Genomic DNA, 20,654 nt, shown 5'->3' with positions numbered 1-20,654 from the left:
GGGTCGCACTATTGACTGGACGTCACTAATCTTCATCTCTCGCCATCGCTCATGCACTTCAGCTCGGGGGACACATGGGCCACTTGGAGCGGCCACGGCGCATCGTGCAGCCAGGCGGTGCGGGAACACCGCCGACCACCTCGTCGGACGCCCTGCGCCGCACGGACCAGGGCCCAACCAGCGGCGGCCGCCGCACCGTCGGCGCGCCCGGCCCCGCCGCACCACTGCGCCGCGAGCGCCTCGCCCCCCGCTCACAGGGACTGCGCGACGCCGTCGCCCGCCTCGACGCGGGCCTCGACGAACACGCCCGACGGCAGCTCGCCCAGTGGATCGGCGAGGAGTACCGGGCCGGCTACGGCGAGGTCCCGCTCGGCTTCTTCGCCCGCTGCTACCTCGGCCCGCCGTACGTGGACCACCAGCTCAACCTCTTCCAGGTGATCATCCGCCACTTCGCACCGTCCGATCCGGTGCCCGAGCCGTTCGCGGGCGCCCGGATGCTGGTGCGCTCCGGCGGCTACGCCTTCGTCGAGGTCTACTCCGGCGGACTGCTCCTGCCGGTCCTCGACGACGGGACCGTCGTACGTCCCTGAACCGCGGCGCGTCACGCGCCCTCCCACCAGATCCACGTGCCAGAACCATGTGATCGGAGAACCGAATGTCCGAGGTGGACTACGCCCTGCACCAGAAGGTGCAGCAGGTCAACAACCTCGTGGTCCGGCTCAGCGAGCAGGTCGGCTCCGTGTCCGGCCAGGTCTCCGCCGTCGAGGCGAACCAGCAGCAGACCCGCACCGAACTGCAGCAACTGCGCGACGAGTTCCTCGCCTACGTCAAGACCGCCCAGCTCACCGCCAACGTGCAGCGCGCCGAGACCCGGGTCGGCGTGATCCAGGACCAGGTCGACCACGAGTTCGGCCACCACAAGACGGTACGGCGCACGGCGGTCGGCATGCTCCAGGCCTTCGACCTCGGCCTCGTCTCCGAGGAGAACGTCCGCGCGGTCGGCGACCAGCTGATGATCCAGACGCCCCGCTACTGGCTGGCGCCCGCCCTGGTGGCGCTCGCCTCCTGGTCCGCCGACGACCGGGCGCTGTGCGAACGGGCCGTCGAGGAGGCCTTCCGGCGCTCACCGGACCGCACCTCGCTGTTCTTCGCGCTGGTGCTGCGCCGCCAGGACCGCCGGGAGGCGGCCGTGCGCTGGCTGCGGCACTACCTGCTGGCGCAGGACCCGACGGCGCTCGGCCGGGAGTTCGCCGTCATCCTGGAGTCCATCGCCCAGGGCGCCTTCGGGCTCGCCGGACGCGAGCTGCTGCACACCACCCTCGCCGGCTGGCGCGAACAGCTCATGGACAGCGCCGAGGGCCAGCAGAAGCAGATCGACCGCTGGCGCCAGGAGATCGACTCCCTCGCCCAGCCCTCCGCGGCCCCCGAGTTCCCGCGCATCGCCCAGGTCAGCCCGCAGTGGCCGCAGCTGGACGCCGTACTGGGCAGGGCCCGCGCCCACCAGGTCGTGCTCGACCGGTACCGGGCCGTCATGGACCGCGAGTTCCAGCCCTCCGACCGGCTGGAGGACGCCGTCGACGACATCCTCGACCGGCTCGTCTCCGAGTACGACACCGAGGAGCTGCCGCTCCGCCGCGACCTGGCGTTCAACCACGCGGTGATCGACCACGGGGGCGACCTCGACGCCGCCCGCCAGGCCGCCGACGCGGACTCCGCCTCGTACGACGAGACCCTCGACTATCTGACGGTGCAGACCACCGCCGCCCTCAACCCGACGGCCATCGGCGCCTCGCCCGCCACCCAGCGGCTGTCCGTCGCCGCCTGCCAGGAGTGGTTCCTCCAGGCGCACGCCGGTTTCACCCGCGACTACCGGGCCGGCGTCCCGCAGGACGTCCAGGCCCAGTTCGGCACCGCCTACACGGTCGCCTCGCAGACCTTCCAGCTCCCGCCCTGGCAGGGCTCGTTCACCCGCCCGCTGCCCGAGCTGGAAGCCTCCCTTTCCGCCCACTGGGACCAGCACATGGAGCCGTTCATCGCGGCCTACGCCTACCCGTGGGGCAAGAAGGTGATGCCGCTCGCCCTCGTCCTGTTCGGCATCCTGGTGATCGTCGGCTCCATCTCCTTCCCCACCGCCCTGGTGGCCGCGCTGATCGTCGGCGGCGCCTGGGGACTCGTCCTGCGGGGCGGCGCCCAGGCCGCGGTCCGCCTGCAGAACAACGCCCGGCAGATCCTCCAGCAGGCCAAGCAGGAATCCGTGCACCACCTGCGTGCCGCCTCCGCCGAACTCACCGACTGGAACGCCAAGTTCCGCGCCGCCGACGCCGTCGAGCCGCAGTGCCGGGAGTTCATCAACTCCCTCGCCACCGCGACCCGCGGCGCCTCACCCTTCGAGGGCCGCACCGTAGCCAAGGAGGAAACCGCGTCATGAGCACCCCGCCCGGCGCCACCCCGGCGGCCCCGCCCCCACCCCGCCGCCCCGCGGGCGACCCCCAGTACGCCACGCCCGGCACCTCACCCTGGGGCGCCACCCGCAGGCCCGCCGGGGAACGCGCCACCAGCAGGGTCCGCAAGATCGCCGAGGGCCTGCCCGACTGGGAGCCCCTGCCACCCGGCGAGACCGTCGTCCGCAGGCCGGGCGGCACGGTGTGAACACGCACTCCTACTGGGGACACGGAGGCCCCTACGAGACCTGGGTGGACTTCCTGCACCGCTGGGCCGCCGCCGAGCCCGCAGACCCGGCCGGCCTGCCGCCCCTGTCCCAGGACGACTTCCCCGGCGAGACCTGGGAGCGTTTCACCCTCCACGTGGGCGAGGCCCTCGACAAACGCCTCAAGCACTGGGACCGCCACCTCACCCAGGCACTCCTCGCGGCCCCCGACGAGTTCTCGGCGGGCCGCGCCCTGGCCCAGGCGAGGGCGGGCCTCCAGGAGGTCCGCGCGGTGGCCGGCCACCCCGGCCTGCCCGAAACCCTCCGCACCAAGTTCACCGAACTGGTCGAGTCCCAGATCACGGACTTCCAGTCCCAGATCGAACGCCACCTGGACAACCTGGCCGCAACAAACGGCGCGGACCTCCGCTGGCTCGACCAACGCAGACGCACGGTCCGGGACAACGCCCTGACGGCCAGGCCGACGACACCGACGGCGGATCCCTGGGCGCAGGCGCACACGGTGGATCGCCCCCGCCGAAGAGTCGTGACGGATTAGGTGACCGTGACTGTCCTTACTTAGGGGCGCGGGGCTGCATCAATGTGCGGCTCCGCCGCGTGGGCGCGATCAACCCCCACGCACCCGCACCCAAAATCGAACCGAAGGCCCCCATGTCGAACTACACCGAAAGCCTCCACCACCTAGACAGCTACATCTCCGCCCGCGTCCCGGTGATCGGCATGCGCACCATAGAACAACAACGCGCCCTCCGCCTCCTGCGCGATGCCGCCCTCCAACCCCGCCGCAGCAGCATGCCGTTCTGGATCTACACCAGAGCCACCGGCCTCCGCGACCTCCGCACCAACGCCACCGTCCAGGACGACCGCTCCCTCACCGGCGCCATGGACTTCGCCGCCGCCCAGTTCAGCAGCCGCGCCAACGCCACGATCGTCCTCGTCGACCCCGACCACCTGGACTCCGACACCCCCGTCACCCGGCACATCGCCGAACTCGCCCGGCTCGCCGACAACAACATGGGCAGCATCGTCGTCATCACGGACGCCCCCATCTGGAGCGGCCTGCAACGCCTCGGCATGAGCCTGCACCTGGACCTGCCGAACGCCGACGAGATGTACGAAACCCTGGCCGGCTTCCTCGGCGACCACCGGGGCCACATCCCCATCGAGTGGGACGAGGACGACACCCGGCGCGCCGCCGAGTTCCTCAGCGGTGTCACCGAGGCCGAGTGCATCAACCTCATGGCGACCATCGCCGCCAAGGGCTCGATCCTGAAGGCCGACGTCCTCGGCCTCGCCCAGGCCAAGGACCGCATCTTCAGCAATCTAACCGGCCTGGAACGCGTCCAGCTCAAGGAGAGCAACTACACCGTCGGCGGACTGACCAGCCTGCGCGAGTGGCTGCGGCGCAAGCACGGCATGCTCCACGCCGACCTGCGCGACACCGAACTCCGCCCGCCCCGGGGCGTACTGCTCGTCGGCGTACCCGGCTGCGGCAAGTCGCTGTCGGCCAAGGCCATCGCCCACGAGTGGCAGCTGCCGCTCTACCGGCTCGACATGGCCAGCATCCACGGCAAGTACCTGGGCGAGTCCGAGGGCCGGTTCCGGGAGGCGCTGGCGATGGCGGACCGGGTGGCGCCCTGCATCCTGTGGATCGACGAGATCGAGAAGGGCCTCGCGGGCAAGGACGACATGTCCGGCGTGCCGCAGCGGATCATCGGGCAGTTCCTGTTCTGGCTCCAGGAGTCCCGGTCACGGGCCTTCGTCGTGGCCACCGCCAACGACATCCGCAGCCTGCCGCCGGAGCTGCTGCGCAAGGGCCGGTTCGACGAGCTGTTCTTCGTCGACCTGCCCGACAGCCAGGACCGCCGGGAGATCATCGAGCTGTACCACCGCCGCTATCTGAGGACCGACCCCGAGCCCGAGCAGGTCGACCGGCTGGTCGACCTCTCCGAGGGCTTCGCGGGCTCCGACATCGAGTCCACCCTGCACGACGTGGGGGAGGAGGCGTACCGCCTGGGCGGCGCCGACCGCCTGAAGCCGTCGTTCGTGCTGGACACCTTCGCCAACACGGTGCCGCTGAGCCGGGTCAACCCCGAGCAGATCGAGGAGATCCGCGCCTGGGGCCGGGAGCGCGCGGTCCCGGCCGGCCGTCCGGTGGCGAGCGCGGCGGCGGGCGCGGCCACCCCGTCCCGGAGGATCGTCTTCATGGACGAGTGAACCTCTGACGCCCCCGGCGCCCCACGGCACAGCAATGTCCGCCATACTGCCCGCTGTGGAGCAGCGCATAGGTACGAGCAGTCAGCCCATGGACGCCGGGATGAACCCGGCCCACATCCCCGGGCTCACCGGCCCGGAGCAGGCCGCCGAGCCCGAGCCCGAGGATGCGGCGCCGGTCGAGGAGGAGGCCACCGAGGAGGCCTCCGACGCGGTGGAGCCCGAGGCCGAGGAGGCCGAGGAACCGGAGCAGGAGGCGGCCGACGGCCCCGAGTTCGAGGCCGCCGACCGCCGGGCCCGTATCGTCGCCGACGCCCGGGGCGTACGCCTCAGCCTCGACGACGAGAGCTGCGAGTTCCGCTGGGACGAGATCGGCGCGATCGAGACGGAGTCACCGCGCTTCGGCAAGCGGTTCACGGTGACCGTCCACACGCCGGACCGCCGCTGGTACCCGATCGAGATCGAGGCGAAGTCGCGGTCGCAGCACAGGGACTGGGACGAGCAGTTGGACGCGGTACTGGACGCGTACTTCGAAGCGGACGCCGAGGACGACGACTAGCAGTACTGGGTTTCCTTACCAATCGACCGGTACATACAGTCCGCGTTCTCCAGCAACTGAAGCACCGCATCCCGGTTACGGGACGTCTCCCGCTCGATCACCTCGTCGGGCGGGTAGAACCCGCCCCCGGAGGCCGACCTCGGATACATCTCGAACGTGTACCCGAAGATCTTCTGCGAGCCCCACAGATAGTCGTCGATCGACCCGTCCGTGATGTACAGGTCGCTCGACTGCTCCGGCGTGTAGCCATTGCTCGCGGCCATCTTCTGCCCCACCGTGGCGAAGGCGTTCCGGTCGTCCGCCGTCATCCCGGTGGTCGTGTCGGAGTACGTGTACCCGAACGGCCAGAGCACCAGCTCGCTGTACGTGTGGAAGTCGATCCCCGCCTTGATCTGCTGCGTCCCGCCCACCACACGGCTGCGCACGAAGTTGGCGACGACCTTCACCTCGGGCGCCGACTCGGGCGCCGAGCCACGGTAGGTGTCGGAGGACGGCGAGCCGGACGACCCACCGCAGCAACCCCACCGGTAGTTCCAGTTCCGGTTCAGGTCCGTACCGACGTACGACGAACCGGAGTTGGGCTGCCGGTTCTTCCGCCACGACCGGTAGGAGCCGGTGGCGATGTCGTACTCGCCGCCGTCCGGGTTGAGGTCGGGGATGATCCAGATCTCCCGGTTGTTCACCATGTTCGTCACACGGGAGTCCGAGCCGTAGTCGGACGTCAGTTCCCGCAGCAGATACAGCGCCATCTCGACGGTGAGGTGCTCACGCGCGTGCTGGTGGTGGGTGAACAGCACCTCGGGCTCGGCCTCGTCCGTGCCGACGTTGTCGCTGATCTTGATGGCGACGATGTTCCGGCCCTGGTACGACGTACCGATCACGCGCTGGCTCGCGATGCTCGGGTTCGCCGCGACGACGGAGTTGATCTCGTTCGTCATCTCCGCGTAGTTGTGGTAGCGGGAGTCGGCGGACGGGAAGTCGAAGAGCCGGACGTCGTCCTCGCCGGCCGACCGGTCGGGGACGGCGCCGAGCGGGGTGATCTCGTAGCCCTGTGAGCGCAGCTTCCTGATCTGGTCCGCCCGGCCGGAGACGACGACGGTGTGGTCGTCGGCCTCGTCCACGGTCACGCCCGCCCGCTGGATCGCCGTACGGTCCTTGGCGCTTGAGTGGGTGTGGATCTCGTACTGGCGGATGTCGTCCGCCGAGGCCGCCGCCCTGCCCGCGCCGTCGGCGGTGGCGTCGGTGGCCGTGGCCGAGATCGGGGCCGCGAGGGCGAGGGCCAGCAGGGTGGCGAGGGCGGCGGTGCGTCTGCCGCTTCGGACGCCTGAGCCGCGGATGCGAAGTCGCATGAAATCTCCTTGGTTCTCCAGGAATTCCGGGGTCTCCGGAAGTGGGGAGTGGAGCTGTGGGGGTGGTTCTTCCGTGCGACGTACGACGTGCTGGTGCGGGTGTGGCGCTCATCGTGGGCTTCTGGCATGGCCAGGTCAAGTCTCAACTTCGAAGTGGCGCCCTGAACCGGCGCAAAACGGCCGCGCGAGGGCCGCGCAGTGTACGCGGGCCACCCCCGCCGGAACGGGTCCCCGGCAAAGAGCACCCGCGGGTGTGACCGTCGCGTGCATATATGTACGCGTCCGGGAAGAGTGAAGTTCGCGCACAGGACCCCACCCACCCCCCAAGGACTGGCTGATCATGGGCGGATCAGCGCCACGACGGGACGTCCGGCTGCCGGTCGAGACGACCAGTTTCGTCGACCGGCGGGCCGAACTGGCCGAAGGCCGCGAACTGCTGGCCCGAGCCCGTCTGGTCACGCTCACCGGACCCGGCGGCGTCGGCAAGACCCGGCTCGCCGGACGTATCGCGGCCCGCGTCGCGCGCGCCTTCCCCGACGGCGTGCGCGTCGTCCACCTCTCCGGCCTCAACGACCCCGCGCTCGTACCGGTCGCCGCCGCGGACGCCCTCGGACTGCACGACCACTCCGCGCAGCCGCCACTGGACGCGCTGATCGCGCAGGTACGGGACCGGAGGCTGCTGCTCGTCGTCGACAACTGCGAGCATCTGCTGGGCGCCTGCACCGAGTTGGCGGCGGCGCTGCTGCACGGCACCACCGGCGTCCGGGTGCTCGCCACCAGCCGCCACCGGCTCGGCCTCACCGAGGAACACCTCCTGGAGGTACGGCCCCTGCCCGTGCCCGATCCGGACGGCGACCTGTCCGCCGCCGAACCGGGCCCGGCGCTCGCCCTGTTCGCCGACCGGGCCGCCGCCGTCGTCCCCGGCTTCCGCCTCACCCCCGCCAACCGGCCCGCCGTCGCCCGCCTCTGCCGACGCCTCGACGGCCTCCCACTCGCCATCGAACTCGCCGCCGTGCGCATGCGCGTGCTGTCGGTGGAGCAGCTCCTGGAACGCCTCGACGACCGCTACCGCCTCCTGTCGGCCGGGAGTCCCGCGGTCCTGCCCCGCCATCAGACGCTGCGCGCGGCCGTCGACTGGAGCCACGACCTGTGCACCGAGCGGGAGCAGTCGGTGTGGGCGCGGCTGTCGGTGCTGGCCGGGAGTTTCGACCTGGAGACGGCGGAGGCGGTGTGCGCGGACGGTGAGCGGGTCCGGTCGAACGACGTGCTGGAGGCCGTGGCCGGCCTGCTCGACAAGTCCGTACTGTGCCGCGAGCCCGGCCCCGACGGCGTGCGCTACCGCCTCCTCGACACCCTGCGCCACTACGGCCTGGAGCGGCTCCGGGAACACCCCGGCGAGGAACTCGCCGCCCGCCGCCGCCAACGGGACTGGATGCAGCAGCGGGCCGCCGCCTGCGAAGGGGCCTGGTTCGGCCCGGGCCAACGCGAGATCGTGGCCCGCCTACGAGCCGACCAGGACAACCTCCGCACGGCCCTGGCCTTCGGCCTGAGGGGGGCCCGCCCGACTCCTGGCGACGACCCCTGCACCGTGGACGACGGCACAGCTGCCACCGACACCCACCCCACCCCCGAAGACGCCCTCGCCGCCCTCCGGCTGGCCGGGACCCTCTGGTTCTACTGGCATGCCTGTGGTGCGCCCCGTGAGGGGCGGTACTGGCTGGAGCGGGCTCTCGACGCCAGCCCCGAGCCCACGCCCGAGCGCGCCCGTGCGCTGTGGGTCGCCGGGCTGCTCGCCGGCTGTCCCGAGGACCTCACCCGGGGACGTCGACGGGCCGAGGAGGCGCGGGCGCTGGCCCGGCGGCTCGGACTCGACGCCGAGGCCGCGCACGCCGAGTACGTGCTCGGCGTCATCCAGCTGTTCAGCGACGACCTGCACGCCGCCCTCGCCCACTTCCGCGCCGGCGTCGAGCGCGGCCGGGTCCCCGGCCAGCACCTCAGCCTCGTCGGACTCGACCGCGTCGAACTCGCCTGCGCGCTCGGCTTCCTGGGCAAGGCCGACCAGGCCATCGCGGTCTGCGAGGAGGCCCGTCGGCTGTGCGAGCGGCACGGCGAGGAGTGGGTGCTGTCGTACGTCCACCGCATGCTCGCCCTCGCCCACACCGTGAAGAAGGACCGCCGCCGCGCGGAACGGCACGCCCGCGAGGCCCTGCGCCTCAAACTCGCCGTCCACGACGTCACCGGCATCGGCCTCACCCTCGACCTGCTCGCCCAGATCGCGGCCCACAGCGGCGCCCACGACCGCGCGGCCGTCCTGCTCGGCGGCGCCGACCGGATCTGGGCCGACGTCGACCGCGACCGCTGGGGCTCCGCCGCCCTCGACGCCACCCGCCGCGGCACCGAGACCCGCGCCCGCGAGGCGCTCGGCGCGGCCGCCTACGAGCGGTCGTACGAGTACGGCGCGGGCCTCGGCCTCACCGGCATCGTCGGCCACGCGCTGGACGAGCACCCCGAACAGCCCGGCCCCGAACAGCCCCCGACGAGCGCCCCCAGCCCGGCGCCCGCCTCACCCGCCGCGAGACACAGGTCGCCGAACTGGTCGCCGAAGGCCTCGCCAACCAGCAGATCGCCGACCGCCTGGTGATCGCCCGCCGCACCGCCGAAGGCCACGTCGAACGCATCCTCAGCAAGCTCGGCTTCAGCAATCGCAGCCAGATCGCCGCCTGGATCACCGCACAACGCTGACCGCACCCCCACACCGACACCCACACCCACACCCACACCCACACGACCGACAGGAACCCCCATGCCCACCCCACCCGCAAGTGCCCAAGGCACCTTCGACCACCGCATGGCCGTCTTCGCCACCGACGAGGAGTTCGTCGCCGCCGCCCTGCCGTTCCTCGCCGAGGGCCTCGCCGCCCCCGACGAGCCCCCGCCCGTCGCCATCGTCGCCCCCGGCAGGCTCGACCTCCTCCGCGACGCCCTCGGCGCCGACGCCCGCCGCGTCGGCTTCGTCCCGCACACCGAGTGGTACACCGGGTCCGCCGCCAACGCCGTGGCGCAGGGCGCCGGTTACCTCGCCGCGCACGCCGGCCCCCAGGGCCGTATCCACCTGCTGATGGAACCCGACTGGGGCGGCCGCGCGGGACGCTCCGCCCGCGAGAGCAGCGAGTGGATCCGCTACGAGGCCTTCGCCAACCTTCTCTTCGCCCCCCTCGCGACCACCGCCCTGTGCGCCTACGACACCCGCACCGCCGGCCCGGCCGTGGTCGCCGCCGCCCGCCGTACCCACCCCGGCACCGACGTCTACGAGGACCCGCTGCTCATCGCCGCCGAACTGGACGCCGTACCCCTGCCGCCGCCCCCGCGCGAGGCGCTCCCGCTGACCGCGCCCGAACCGCACGCCGTCCGCACCTGGGCCACCGGTCAGGGGCTGCCCGCCGCCGACGCCGAACTGTTCGCCGCGGCCGTGTCCGAGGCCGCCGCCCCGCTCGACCCCGTCAGCCACGTCCTGCTGTGGGGCGAGGCGCCGGCCTGCGTCTGCGAGCTGCGCTCACCGCGCCGCGTGGACGACCCGCTGGCCGGCTTCGTGCCGCCACCCGCCACCGAGCCGGCCCCCGGTCAGGGGCTGTGGTTCGCCCGGCAGGTGTGCGCGTACGTCGACGTACGCGACGACGACGCGGGCGCGGTCGTACGCCTGCAGTACGCGTAGCCGCATCCGTATGCGCACCCCCGCGCAGGTATGGAAACAGGTAGTCCTCCCCGTGTGCACCGGACCCGATACGCACCACTCTGAAGACATGCTGCAACTCTCCGGGGGAGGCCGCCCGGACCCCGACCCCCGGTACGGCGCCTATCCTCAACCACCCATAAGAGCAGGCCACTCGAGCGTCGAGTACGACCCGCGTCCGTCCGCCGTCCGCGAGGCCCGCGCGGAGGTCCGGCGGCAGCTGGAGGGCTGGGGCCTGGCCGACCGGGACGGCATCGGCGAGGACCTGGTGGCCACGGCCGAGCTGCTGGTCAGCGAGCTGGCCACCAACGCCCTGGTGCACGCCGCGAGCCGTTTCCGGCTCACGCTGTCCGCCGCCCACGGCGTGCTGCGCTGTGAGATCTCCGACGGCGGCCGGCGGGTCCCGCAGGTGCTCGACGCGGGCACCTCGGAGAGCGGCCGGGGGATGTTCCTGGTGGAGGCGCTCGCCCGGCGCTGGGGCTGCCACCAGGACGGGCCGGGCAAGACCGTCTGGTTCGAGCTCGGCACATGCGCGTGCGACGGCTGCGGTCGGCGACAGTCGTAGCACGCCGCTGGGGTTGGCCGAGGGCGGTTCGTTGTGCCGCCCGAGGCCGTCCCCTCCACCTCTGCGCACGCCCTCTTGCCGGTTCCGCTTCTTTGAGCTTTGGTGATCGGCATGGCGGACACCACAGGAACCCCAGCGGCACCACAGGACGGACAGCCCCAACCCGTTCCCCGCAAGGCGAGTTGGAAGTACATCGGCCCCGGAATCGTCGTCGCGGCAACCGGAGTCGGGGCCGGCGACCTGGTGGCGACGCTGATCGCGGGCAGCAACTTCGGCTACACCCTGCTGTGGGCCGCCATCATCGGCTGCCTGGTGAAGATCTCGCTGGCGGAGGCGGCGGGCCGCTGGCACCTGTCCACGGGGCGCACGCTGTTCGACGGCTGGGCGAGCCTGGGCCGCTGGACCACGTACTTCTTCGTGGTCTACGTCGTGATCTGGGGCTTCGTGTACGGGGCGGCGGCGATGTCGTCGAGCGCGCTGCCGCTGCAGGCGCTGTTCCCGGACGTGATGGACCTGAAGTGGTGGGGCATCGCCTGCGGTCTCGTGGGCCTGGTCTTCGTCTGGTTCAACAAGTACGCCGTCTTCGAGAAGGTCATGACGGTCCTGGTCGGCGTCATGTTCGTGGTGACGGTGTACCTGGCGATCCGGGTCGCCCCGAATCTGGGGGACGCCTTCGCGGGCCTCCTGCCGGTCCTCCCCGACGAGAAGGACTCCATCCTCAACACCCTCGGCCTGATCGGCGGCGTCGGCGGCACCATCACGCTGGCCGCGTACGGCTACTGGGTCAACGCCAAGGGCTGGACCAACACCGGCTGGATGAAGGTCATGCGGCTGGACAACCGGGTCGCCTACGCCACCACCGGCGTCTTCGTCGTCGCGATGCTCTTCGTCGGCGCCGAGCTGCTGCACGCGGCGAACATCGCCATCGAGAGCGGCGACAAGGGCCTGATCCAGCTGGGCGACATCCTGGAGGACGAGTACGGCACGGCGACCGCGAAGTTCTTCCTGATCGGCTTCTTCGCCACCTCCTTCACCTCCCTGATCGGCGTCTGGCACGGCGTGAGCCTGATGTTCGCGGACTTCGTGGCGCGCTACCGGAAACGAACGCAGACCAAGGGCGAGGAGATCGCCTCGGGCGAGCGGGAACGCTCCTGGCCCTTCCGCGCGTACCTGCTGTGGCTGACCTTCCCGCCCATGGTCCTGCTCTTCCAAGGCCAGCCGTTCCGGCTGGTCATCATCTACGGCGTCCTCGGCGCGGCGTTCCTGCCGTTCCTCGCCGGCACGCTGATCTGGCTGCTGAACACCGACCGGACGCCCAGGGAGTGGCGCAACGGCTGGGTGAGCAACGGGATGCTGGTGATCGCGGGGCTGCTGTTCCTGGTGCTGTGCGTGAAGCAGATCTGGGACCAGCCGTGGGCGGACTTCTTCTAGCGGTCACTTGAGCAGGGCGGGCCACTTCGGGTCGAGGGCGATCTCGCGGAGCTGCTCGATGGTGAGGGCGGGGGCTTCGCGGGTCGCCGGGGTGTTCTGGGCGCCGCTGTTGAAGGCACTGATCACCACACGGAAGCCGTCGGCGCGCATGGTGTCGGCGGTCCACATGAGGATCCCTGCGACCCTGTCGTCGCCGTTGCCCTGCCGCGTGGTGACCAGCGTGCCGTCGGGAAGGGTCTCCGCGCCGCCGTAGAGGTCGCCGGCCACGTCCGACATGTTGGGCTGCACGTTGACCTGGACCAGGCTCCGGCCCTTGCCGTCATCGACGACGAGATAGCCGAACTCGCTCTCCTGGCCGCCCTGGGAGACCACCTCGACCCCCTTCGGCATCAGTTCGATCAGCGTCTTCCGGATCGCGGCGCCGTCGACCCCCTGCGGCATCTCCGGCTCCGTCTCGGGGGTGCCCTCGGGGCTCTCAGGGACGGCGGCGACGGCGGCACGCCACTCCTCGGCCGTGGCGATGCTCTTCAACTGTTCGAGGGACAGCGGTGGTTCGGGCCGGGTGATCGGCGCGTCCTTCTCGGCCTCGGCGTTCCACTCACTCACGCTGACCTGCTCGCCCTCGGGGGTGACGAGTTCCGCCCGCCACAGCTTGGTGTCCACGCGGCGGTCCGGATACTCGTACCCCTGGAAGAGCATGAGCATCGAGCCGTCGGACAGCCGGCTGGTGGTGCAGCCGTCGTGCGGGACATAGACCTTGTCCGGGCAGGTGACGGCCTCCCGGGCCATCTGGCTGCCCGGCTCGACCCGGTTCAGCCCGACGCTGATCGCGCCGCCGCCCTTGCCGTCGTCGAAGACGAGCCGCACGGACGGCATCGGGAGCTCACCCCCGCCGCCCCAGCCCTCGGCCCCGCTGACCTTCCCCTCGGGGAGCAACCGCGTCAGCGTGGCGATCATGTCCTCGGCGGACAAGGCCTGCGGGGCGATCGAGGAGGCGGGCGCGGAAGGCGTACGTCCGGAGCCGGCGGACCGCTGCCCGGCGGCGTCCGTGACCTTCCCGCTGTCGTTCCCCGGCAGGACCAGCGCCCCGGCGACGCCCACGAGGGCGATGCTCGCCGCGCCGCCGACGACCGCGGCCCGGCGGCGCAGCCGCAGCTTGCGCCCGCGGGCCTGGCCTACGGCGATCAGGGCGGGGCGGTCGGTGTCGAAGGTGTCCCCGGTCTGCCGCAGGGCGGCGCCGAGCCGGTCCTCGAAGGGGTCGTCCTGGTGTCCTGTGGGCATGGCGAATCACCGTTTCGTGAGGGTGGGGTGAAGTGAGACGGGGAAGGGGGCGAAGGTCAGGTGGCCGCGTACTCGGCGAGGTCCTCACCGAGCAACTCCCGCAGCCGGGCGAGGGCGCGGGAGCAGCGGGTCCGGACGGCGGCCGGGCTGGCGTTCATCGCGTCGGCCGTCTCCTGGATGCTGCGGTCCTCCCAGTAGCGCAGTACGACGACCGCCCGGTCCTTGGCGGGCAGCCGCGCGAGCGCCTGCAACAGGGTGAGCCGCAGGGTGGTGTCCGCGCTGGCGGCGGCCGTCTCCGGGAGAACGTCGGTGGCCCGCTCGGTGCTGCTGCGCCGCCGCTTCTGGGCGAGGAAGGTGCGGGTGAGGACGGTCTGCGCGTACGCCGCCGGATTCTCGGCGCGACGGACGCGCCCCCATCTCAGGTACAGCCGCCCGAGGGTCTCCTGCACCAGGTCCTCGGCGAGATACGTGTCACCGGCGGTGAGCAGGCAGGCGGAGCGGTAGAGGTGCCCCGCGCGCGCCGCGGCGAACTCCGCGTACTCGTCCCGCCGGACCTGCATGATCTGTTCCCCCCCGTAGTCGGCGCCCGTCACCTCATTGATGCGGTGGGCCCGGGGAAATGTTTCACAGCTTTCCGGGGCCCGTTCTCGGGGGTGCCGAAACCGTTGACACAGCGGGGCAGAGGGGAACACTCACCGCCACAAGTGAAGCAGTTTTCACTGGACGAACAAGCGGCAGTAGAAAGTGAGCGACCCGTGGCATCGACCTCGTCCCCTCCCGACCGCTCCTTCAGGACCGTCGGTGTCGTCATCGCCCTGTGCTGGCTGGCCGTCTTCTTCGACGGCATGGACGTCAACATCTACGGCGCGACCATGCCGCACCTGCTCGCCGACGAGAGCCTCGGCTTCAGCACCGCGCTCGCCGGGACGATCGGCAGCTGGACCACGTTCGGCATGCTGATCGGCGCGCTGGCGGCGGGCACGCTCACCGACTGGCTGGGCCGCAAGCCGCTGGTGACGGCCAGCGTGGTGCTCTTCTCGCTGGGTTCGGCCCTGTGCGCGATGGCGCCGGGCGCGGCGGTCTTCGGCGCGGGCCGATTCGTCTCGGGCCTCGGGCTGGGCGGCCTCATGCCGATCGGCCTGGCGATCGTGGCGGAGTTCGCGCCGCCCCGCCGGGCGGCCCTGGCGACCGGCCTGATGATGACCTCGTACCACGCCGGCGGCATGGCGGCGACGGGCATCGGCCTGGCCGTGGCGCCCGAGCACGGCTGGCGTTGGGTGTTCTGGGCGGGGGTGCTGCCGGCGGTGATCGCGGTGCCGCTGGTGCTGAAGTGGCTGCCGGAGTCGCCGGGTGTGCTCTTCGCGAAGGGGCGCACGAAGGAGGCGTACGCCGTGGCCGACCGCTTCGGCCTGACGCGCCCCGGCGTGACCCAGGCGCCGCAGGCAGGAGCCAAGGGCCGCCTGTCGGCGATCAGCGCGTTGTTCGCCCCCGGCACGCGCTGGGCGACGCCGCTGCTGTGGATCGCCTCCTTCGCCGGCCTGCTCCTGGTCTACGGCGTCTCGACCTGGCTTCCCGAACTGATGCGGGCCTCGGGCTACTCGCTCTCCTCCTCGGTCACCTTCCTGATGATCATCAACGCCGGCGGCATCGTCGGCATGCTGATCGCGGGCCGTACGGCGGACAGGTTCGGGCCGGTGAAGGTGTCGGCGCTGTGGTTCGTCCTCACGGCCTGCGGCACCTTCGTCCTGCGCACCGAGCTGCCGCTCGGCGCCGCGTACGCCGTCGTCTTCCTCACCGGCATCTGGCTGTTCAGCGCGCAGGTCATGGTCTACGCGGCCACGTCCCGCGTGTACGCCCCGAGCGAGCGCGCCACCGGCCTCGGCTGGGTGACCGGCATCGGCCGCACCGGCGCGGTGGTCGGCCCGACGGTCGGTGGCGTCGTCCTCGCCGGCGGCAACGCGGGTCTGGGCTTCACGACGTTCGCGGTGACGGCGGTCCTCGGCGCGGCAGCGATCTCACTGGTCCCCCTGGTGAAGGGCGGCCGCCGCGACACGACCCCGGCCCTCCTCACAGCGGAAGGTCGGCCATCCCTGCCTTGATGTCGGTCAACCTTGCGAAATCGCTTCAACGTTCGAGGTGTCACACGTGTCGATGAAAAGCCTGCGACACAGCGATCACCGCGCGCGCACGGCCACCTCTTGATCAAGCTGGTGTCTTCTGCGAAGGAGACGCCACCGTGCGAATTTCTGACATTCAGCGCTGTGAGGTCCGGCCCGGACAGCTCGTCGAGTGGACGTTCAGCAAGGCGACCATCGCGGCCGCGGCAGCACTGCCGCCGGATCCGCGGCCACCGGCATACATCCAGGAGTCGCACATCAGGACGGCGCGCTCGGTGCGCGAGGACGGACTGTTCGTACCGACATGGCTCGGCACCGCGTTCGACCTGCCGGGCCGCGCCGACCTCGACGCACTGGAGAGGGCGTTGCGCGGCTGGACGCTGCGTCACGAGACCCTGCGCAGCGGCTTCAGGTGGACCGGCGACGACATGCACCGGTTCACACTGCGCGAGAACGACGTGTCACTGCGGCGCGAGGTGATCGGCGACTTCGTCGACACGGAGGCGCTTGTCCGGTACCTGCAGAACCGATTCGACGTCGCGGCGGACGCGCTCGGCTGGCCGAACCTCATCTATGCCGCGGTCGTCCGCGACGAATCCACCAGCGTGTACATGGCCTTCGACCACACCAATGTCGACGCCTACTCCCTGCAACGCATCCCGGACGAAATCCACGAGCTGTACACCGCGGGCGTCATGGGGCGGCCCGTCATCGGTCCACCTGCCGGAAGCTACGTCGACTTCTGCCAGCAGGAGCGGGCGAACGCGGACGGAATCGACGACACACACAGGATCGTCGCGCGCTGGCGGGAGTTCATCGGCCGGTGCGACGGAAGGCTGCCGGAGTTTCCCGTCGACCTAGGTCTGCGACCCGGTGACGTCCTGCCCGCCCAGAAACTGGTGTGTGAGCCGCTCGTCGACGCGGACGCCGCCGCCGCGTTCGAGGCGCGCTGCCGGCCCTACGGCGGCAGCCTGGTGGGCATCCTGGCCGCCACCAGTCTGATCGTCCACGAACTCGGCGGGCAGCCGGTCTACCGCACGGTCGTGCCGTTCCACACCCGGCTGAAGTCCGCGTGGTCGGACTCCGTGGGCTGGTACGTCGGCGGCGCACCCATCGAGGTCCCCGCGGCTCGGGACTTCGACGGGGCGCTGAACACGGTCCGCGCCGAGTTGCGGGCCAACCGGTCACTGGCGCGCATTCCACTGGCCCGCGTACTGAGTCTGCTCGGCACGGACTTCCGCCCGACCTCCCCGGACATGTACTCGATCGTCTCGTATGTTGATGCCCGCTCCCTTCCCGGCTCGGCCCGCTGGACCGAGAAAAAGGCGTACGGGCTGATCCGCGTTTCGTACGGCGACCAGGTGTGTGCATGGGTCAACCGGCTGCACGAGGGGTTGTGGTTCGCCTGCCGCTACCCGGACACCGACATCGCTTACAAGAACGTGCGGCGATATGTCGAGCGGCTGCGGGACCTGATCCTCTCCGCACCCGCGCGCGACGCTTTCGAGTCACGGAATTGGCATTCTCGGCAGGTGACTTCTCTCCCTCCCAGCCGTGCTGGCGCGGACGCCGAGTCACACCCGACGCCTGTTCATATGACGTGACGTCATATGCCGAGCAACCCAGCCTTTTATACGGCCAATTGCTTCCACTCGGTGATGCTCCGAGTCGATGTCTGTCGGGAGATGCGTAGTGTGGAAAGCCCCACTTGGTTACTGATAGCGTTCGTTCAGTCACGGTAGGCAATCAGCCTTGATATACGAGCGAAAAACCGAGGGTTCCATGCGCAAGCTTCAGCAGGTCGTGATCGCAGCAGTGGCGGCGGCGGGCGGCCTGTCCGCCGTCGGCGCCGGCACCGCTACCGCCGACACCACCGACAGCGGATCGAAGGTGTACGACCTCTACCGCCCCTACCAGGAGTGCAGTCCGCAGACGGTGTCCGAGAACGACGTCCCGATCGGTGTGCTCGGTCTCGCCAGCACCATGGACACGACCTGCGGCCAGTACAACTCCGCCTTCACTGGCTGAGCTCAGCGGCGTCATCGCCGAAGACGCAGCCCGGCGCGCCCGGTGTCCGAGCGCGCCGGGCACCCCCTAGAAGGAAGGCGCATCACATGTTCAGCAGGAAGAAGATCGCGGCTGTGTCGGTGCTCGCCGGTGGCCTCGCCGTGATCTGCACCGGCATCACTCATGCGTACGTCGGGGGAAATCCAAAGCCCTGCACCCGTGACCTCCTGGGCAACTACACCTGCAGCCAACTGATCGAGGGCCGGATCCCCGAAGACGGTGTCGTGCCCCACCAGGAGACCTGCATGCCGGTGCAGCCCTTCACCCTGCCCGCGGCCCTGGGCTCCGGGACGGTGCGGGTCGGGCCCGAGGTGACCTGTTCCCCCACGACATCGGGAGCGCCCGAGAAGGCTGACGGTGCACAGGAGCCGTTCGGCCTGCTGAGCTGAGTACGAGAGGCAGACGCGACACCCGGAGTGTAGATCCCGAGATGTGACGAAATGTGTGTATATGATCACACTGAGTAGTCGAGCCGGGCCTCATGCCCGGACACGAAAGGGACAAACATGCTTAAGTTGCAGCGTACTGCAGTCGTAGCCGTGGCGATCGCAGGGCTCTCCGCCTTCGGTGCCGGGATCAGCTTCGCCGGCGAGGGCGACGCGAACCCGCCGATCACCGCGGTTGCCAACTCGTCGGCCAACGCCGTGGCCGTCGGCGGCGGCTACTACGTCCAGCCGGAGGCTGCCAAGCCGGAGGCCAAGCCGGAGGAGCAGCCGGAGGAGCAGAAGCACGCCGAGCCCGAAGAGGACTACGGCCAGCACGGCGAGGGCGAGTAAAGACGTACCGAGGGTTCATCCCCTCGGCGCCATCACGGGTGCATCGGCCTTCTTCGGAAGCCTGAAACGCATCGCACGGTGCTGTGACACCCGTGGTGAGGGCAGCCCGGACGCGCGACGGTTCGTCAGATGCGTCCGGGCTGCGGCAAGTTTCGCCGTCGGGCGCGGGTGACAGCGCGTCCAGGCGCAGAACGATCGGTTTCCACCATCTCGGCCCGGGCGCACACCGGTCAATGACACTGGCGCCCGGGCCTGCGTCGTAAAGGAATGCAGCACATGTTCACTCCGCAGAAGATCGCCGCCATTTCGGGGATCGTCGGAAGTCTCGCCGCCCTCTGTGTCGGCGCCGGGCACGCATACGCAGACGGACACCTGGGTGACTGCGAGAGCACCGCGCAGGGTGGCACCGTGTGCATCCGCAAGAGCGAGACCCGCATCGACAAGGGCCGCGAGCACATTCTCCGGCAGGAGCAGCAGTGCTCGACGGCCGACCGGCCGAACGTGGTGTTCAAGGATGAGCAACTGCTCACCGACGCGTCTGTCGGCGGGTCCGTCGTGGACTGCTCCAATACGGCGAAGCTGCCCGAGGGTGTCAAGCCGCGATTCGATTTCTGAGCGCTGTCGGCACATGCCGGACCGGGAACACTCCCGGTCCGGCATTTCCTTTTGGAGAGCCGACTGCTGCGCACCCTCTTCCGGCACGCAAATGGTCCCGGCACCGTTGCCAGGTGCCGGGACCATTTATTGGCTGGCGACGCCGCGCCTGCCGGAACTTCAGAAGGCGCTGTTGTTGCAGCCCATCGTCGAGCCGAGGTGGGTGTTCTGCGAGCCGTTGCTGCCCTCGCCGTTGAGGTCCAGCAGGCCGTTGAGCAGGCCGACCGCGCCGAGGACGTCAAGGTTCAGGTCGTGCGACTTGCACTGGGAGCTCTGCGAGACGTGGAACTTGTCGCCATCCTTGCCGTCCTTGCCCTGGTCGGCGTGGGCCGTGCCGCCCACGAGTCCGATGCTGCTGAGCGCGGCGACGAGGACGGCAACGTTGCGAAGCTTACGCATGTCATCTCCGGTGGAGTGAGTGGGTGCGATCTGTGGAAGATCGACTTTTACACTTACGGGAGATTAGTACGTAATACCGGCAAAACGGGCAGCGGCGCGCCGATCTTGTGGTCGCGTAACAAGGAGCACTCGAAAGTCGCATCGCATGAGAACGGGCCCATTCGCGGCAAACCGTCGAAAGGGCCCGTGCGGGGCGTCGCCCCTTGGCTGTCCGCGAGCGCTACCGCGCCTGCGCGCTGGCGAGGGAGTTCGCCTGGCTGTTGGCCTGGGTGCAGTCGACGCCCCGGGTCTGGGAGGCGGCGAGCAGGGCGACCGGGACATTCGCGGCCAGCAGGTTCTGCGGGCTGCACTCCTGGTACGGACGGAACAAGTTGTTCTGGTGCACGTCGGCGCCCTGCCCGCTCTGCGGGGTCGCCTGCGGCGAAATCTGCGGGCTGATCTGCGGGTTCAGCTGAGGATTGACCTGCGGGCTGACCGAGGTGCCCTGCTGCGGAGCGGCCTGCCGCGCAGGCGGCGTGCCGTAGGTCTGCACGGACGCCTGCGAAGAGGTGGCCGCGGCGGCCTGGGCGTCCGGCTGCGAAACGGGAGGCGGCACAGCCCCGTTGTGGGTCGGAGTGACGGCGGAGCTTGGGCCGACGCCGACAGCGGACAGACCGCCGGCTGCTGCGACGACGAGCGCGACTTGCTGAAGTTTGCGCATGGAACCCTCGGCCCTTCATTGACCTGTGCATGGAACCTGGTGAAATGCTGATGAGGCAGCGCAGTTGTGGTTGTTCTGCTGCCTGGTGTGGCTGCGATGGGCCACCGTTCTTGCCCCGTGGGGAACGAGGTCGACGCGAACCCG

At 70.4% G+C, this 20,654-nt stretch carries 22 protein-coding genes; 17 read left to right on the top strand and 5 right to left on the bottom strand.

Annotated features, from left to right (window positions below; translation table 11 throughout):
- Positions 1 to 74 precede the first annotated feature (74 nt).
- From I2W78_RS13610 to I2W78_RS13585, 6 genes are all read left to right on the top strand, one after another.
- Positions 75 to 590 carry a hypothetical protein gene (locus I2W78_RS13610; RefSeq protein ID WP_196459881.1) on the top strand — a complete coding sequence of 172 codons (516 nt, stop codon included), beginning with the start codon at positions 75 to 77 and terminating at the stop codon, positions 588 to 590.
- A gap of 65 nt (positions 591 to 655) precedes the next feature.
- The gene (locus I2W78_RS13605) at positions 656 to 2,428 is read left to right on the top strand and encodes a hypothetical protein (protein ID WP_196459880.1); all 1,773 of its coding nucleotides are present in this window, start codon (positions 656 to 658) and stop codon (positions 2,426 to 2,428) included.
- Complete coding sequence (locus I2W78_RS13600) at positions 2,425 to 2,649, top strand: hypothetical protein (protein ID WP_196459878.1); 225 nt, start codon at positions 2,425 to 2,427, stop codon at positions 2,647 to 2,649. The genes I2W78_RS13605 and I2W78_RS13600 overlap by 4 nt, the downstream gene beginning before the upstream one ends.
- Positions 2,646 to 3,206, top strand: a complete 561-nt coding sequence (locus tag I2W78_RS13595; RefSeq protein ID WP_196459876.1) for a hypothetical protein — start codon at positions 2,646 to 2,648, stop codon at positions 3,204 to 3,206. The genes I2W78_RS13600 and I2W78_RS13595 overlap by 4 nt, the downstream gene beginning before the upstream one ends.
- 113 nt (positions 3,207 to 3,319) lie before the next feature.
- Positions 3,320 to 4,885: an AAA family ATPase gene (locus I2W78_RS13590; protein ID WP_196459874.1), complete on the top strand. Its 1,566-nt coding sequence runs from the start codon at positions 3,320 to 3,322 to the stop codon at positions 4,883 to 4,885.
- Between the two features lie 34 nt (positions 4,886 to 4,919).
- Positions 4,920 to 5,441, top strand: coding sequence for a hypothetical protein (locus tag I2W78_RS13585; RefSeq protein WP_230885435.1), 522 nt, complete (start codon positions 4,920 to 4,922; stop codon positions 5,439 to 5,441).
- On the opposite strand, the gene I2W78_RS13580 is transcribed toward I2W78_RS13585, so the two are convergent.
- Entirely contained in the window at positions 5,438 to 6,790 is a 1,353-nt protein-coding gene (locus I2W78_RS13580) for a M14 family metallopeptidase (RefSeq protein ID WP_196459872.1), read from the bottom strand. The genes I2W78_RS13585 and I2W78_RS13580 overlap by 4 nt on opposite strands.
- A 340-nt stretch (positions 6,791 to 7,130) precedes the next feature.
- On the opposite strand from I2W78_RS13580, the gene I2W78_RS13575 reads away from it, so the two are divergent.
- The 5 genes from I2W78_RS13575 to I2W78_RS13560 all read left to right on the top strand — a co-directional run bounded on the left by I2W78_RS13575 (position 7,131) and on the right by I2W78_RS13560 (position 12,516).
- Positions 7,131 to 9,431, top strand: coding sequence for an ATP-binding protein (locus I2W78_RS13575; RefSeq protein WP_230885434.1), 2,301 nt, complete (start codon positions 7,131 to 7,133; stop codon positions 9,429 to 9,431).
- Complete coding sequence (locus I2W78_RS40425; protein ID WP_230886170.1) at positions 9,383 to 9,532, top strand: response regulator transcription factor; 150 nt, start codon at positions 9,383 to 9,385, stop codon at positions 9,530 to 9,532. The genes I2W78_RS13575 and I2W78_RS40425 overlap by 49 nt, the downstream gene beginning before the upstream one ends.
- A gap of 61 nt (positions 9,533 to 9,593) precedes the next feature.
- Positions 9,594 to 10,502 carry an MEDS domain-containing protein gene (locus I2W78_RS13570; protein ID WP_196459870.1) on the top strand — a complete coding sequence of 303 codons (909 nt, stop codon included), beginning with the start codon at positions 9,594 to 9,596 and terminating at the stop codon, positions 10,500 to 10,502.
- A gap of 88 nt (positions 10,503 to 10,590) precedes the next feature.
- On the top strand, positions 10,591 to 11,085 hold the full coding sequence (locus I2W78_RS13565) for an ATP-binding protein (RefSeq protein WP_196459868.1): 495 nt from the start codon (positions 10,591 to 10,593) through the stop codon (positions 11,083 to 11,085).
- A 111-nt stretch (positions 11,086 to 11,196) separates the two neighbouring features.
- Positions 11,197 to 12,516, top strand: coding sequence for an Nramp family divalent metal transporter (locus tag I2W78_RS13560; RefSeq protein WP_196459866.1), 1,320 nt, complete (start codon positions 11,197 to 11,199; stop codon positions 12,514 to 12,516).
- A gap of 3 nt (positions 12,517 to 12,519) precedes the next feature.
- Here I2W78_RS13560 and I2W78_RS13555 read toward each other — a convergent pair whose 3' ends face one another.
- Both I2W78_RS13555 and I2W78_RS13550 read right to left on the bottom strand, forming a co-directional pair.
- Complete coding sequence (locus I2W78_RS13555; protein WP_196459864.1) at positions 12,520 to 13,797, bottom strand: hypothetical protein; 1,278 nt, start codon at positions 13,795 to 13,797, stop codon at positions 12,520 to 12,522.
- 56 nt (positions 13,798 to 13,853) lie between these two features.
- A complete protein-coding gene (locus tag I2W78_RS13550) occupies positions 13,854 to 14,360 on the bottom strand; it encodes a SigE family RNA polymerase sigma factor (protein ID WP_196464542.1) in 507 nt (168 codons plus the stop codon).
- Between the two features lie 192 nt (positions 14,361 to 14,552).
- On the opposite strand from I2W78_RS13550, the gene I2W78_RS13545 reads away from it, so the two are divergent.
- The 6 genes from I2W78_RS13545 to I2W78_RS13520 all read left to right on the top strand — a co-directional run bounded on the left by I2W78_RS13545 (position 14,553) and on the right by I2W78_RS13520 (position 19,372).
- A complete protein-coding gene (locus I2W78_RS13545; protein ID WP_307783686.1) occupies positions 14,553 to 15,896 on the top strand; it encodes an MFS transporter in 1,344 nt (447 codons plus the stop codon).
- Between the two features lie 137 nt (positions 15,897 to 16,033).
- On the top strand, positions 16,034 to 17,518 hold the full coding sequence (locus I2W78_RS13540) for a condensation domain-containing protein (RefSeq protein WP_196459862.1): 1,485 nt from the start codon (positions 16,034 to 16,036) through the stop codon (positions 17,516 to 17,518).
- Between the two features lie 178 nt (positions 17,519 to 17,696).
- Positions 17,697 to 17,942, top strand: coding sequence for a hypothetical protein (locus I2W78_RS13535; RefSeq protein ID WP_196459860.1), 246 nt, complete (start codon positions 17,697 to 17,699; stop codon positions 17,940 to 17,942).
- A gap of 86 nt (positions 17,943 to 18,028) precedes the next feature.
- Positions 18,029 to 18,370 (top strand): hypothetical protein, encoded by a 342-nt coding sequence (locus tag I2W78_RS13530; protein ID WP_196459858.1) that lies wholly within the window; start codon positions 18,029 to 18,031, stop codon positions 18,368 to 18,370.
- A 150-nt stretch (positions 18,371 to 18,520) separates the two neighbouring features.
- Entirely contained in the window at positions 18,521 to 18,757 is a 237-nt protein-coding gene (locus tag I2W78_RS13525) for a hypothetical protein (RefSeq protein WP_196459856.1), read from the top strand.
- A 276-nt stretch (positions 18,758 to 19,033) separates the two neighbouring features.
- Complete coding sequence (locus I2W78_RS13520) at positions 19,034 to 19,372, top strand: hypothetical protein (protein ID WP_196459854.1); 339 nt, start codon at positions 19,034 to 19,036, stop codon at positions 19,370 to 19,372.
- Between the two features lie 159 nt (positions 19,373 to 19,531).
- On the opposite strand, the gene I2W78_RS13515 is transcribed toward I2W78_RS13520, so the two are convergent.
- Together I2W78_RS13515 and I2W78_RS13510 are read right to left on the bottom strand one after the other, a co-directional pair.
- Positions 19,532 to 19,810 carry a hypothetical protein gene (locus I2W78_RS13515; RefSeq protein ID WP_196459852.1) on the bottom strand — a complete coding sequence of 93 codons (279 nt, stop codon included), beginning with the start codon at positions 19,808 to 19,810 and terminating at the stop codon, positions 19,532 to 19,534.
- A gap of 220 nt (positions 19,811 to 20,030) precedes the next feature.
- Positions 20,031 to 20,405 (bottom strand): hypothetical protein, encoded by a 375-nt coding sequence (locus I2W78_RS13510; RefSeq protein ID WP_230885432.1) that lies wholly within the window; start codon positions 20,403 to 20,405, stop codon positions 20,031 to 20,033.
- Positions 20,406 to 20,654 lie beyond the last annotated feature (249 nt).

It is taken from the genome of Streptomyces spinoverrucosus (genome assembly GCF_015712165.1).
In the GTDB taxonomy this organism is placed as follows: Bacteria; Actinomycetota; Actinomycetes; order Streptomycetales; family Streptomycetaceae; genus Streptomyces; species Streptomyces spinoverrucosus_A.
This window is presented reverse-complemented; position numbering and strand designations above follow the sequence as displayed.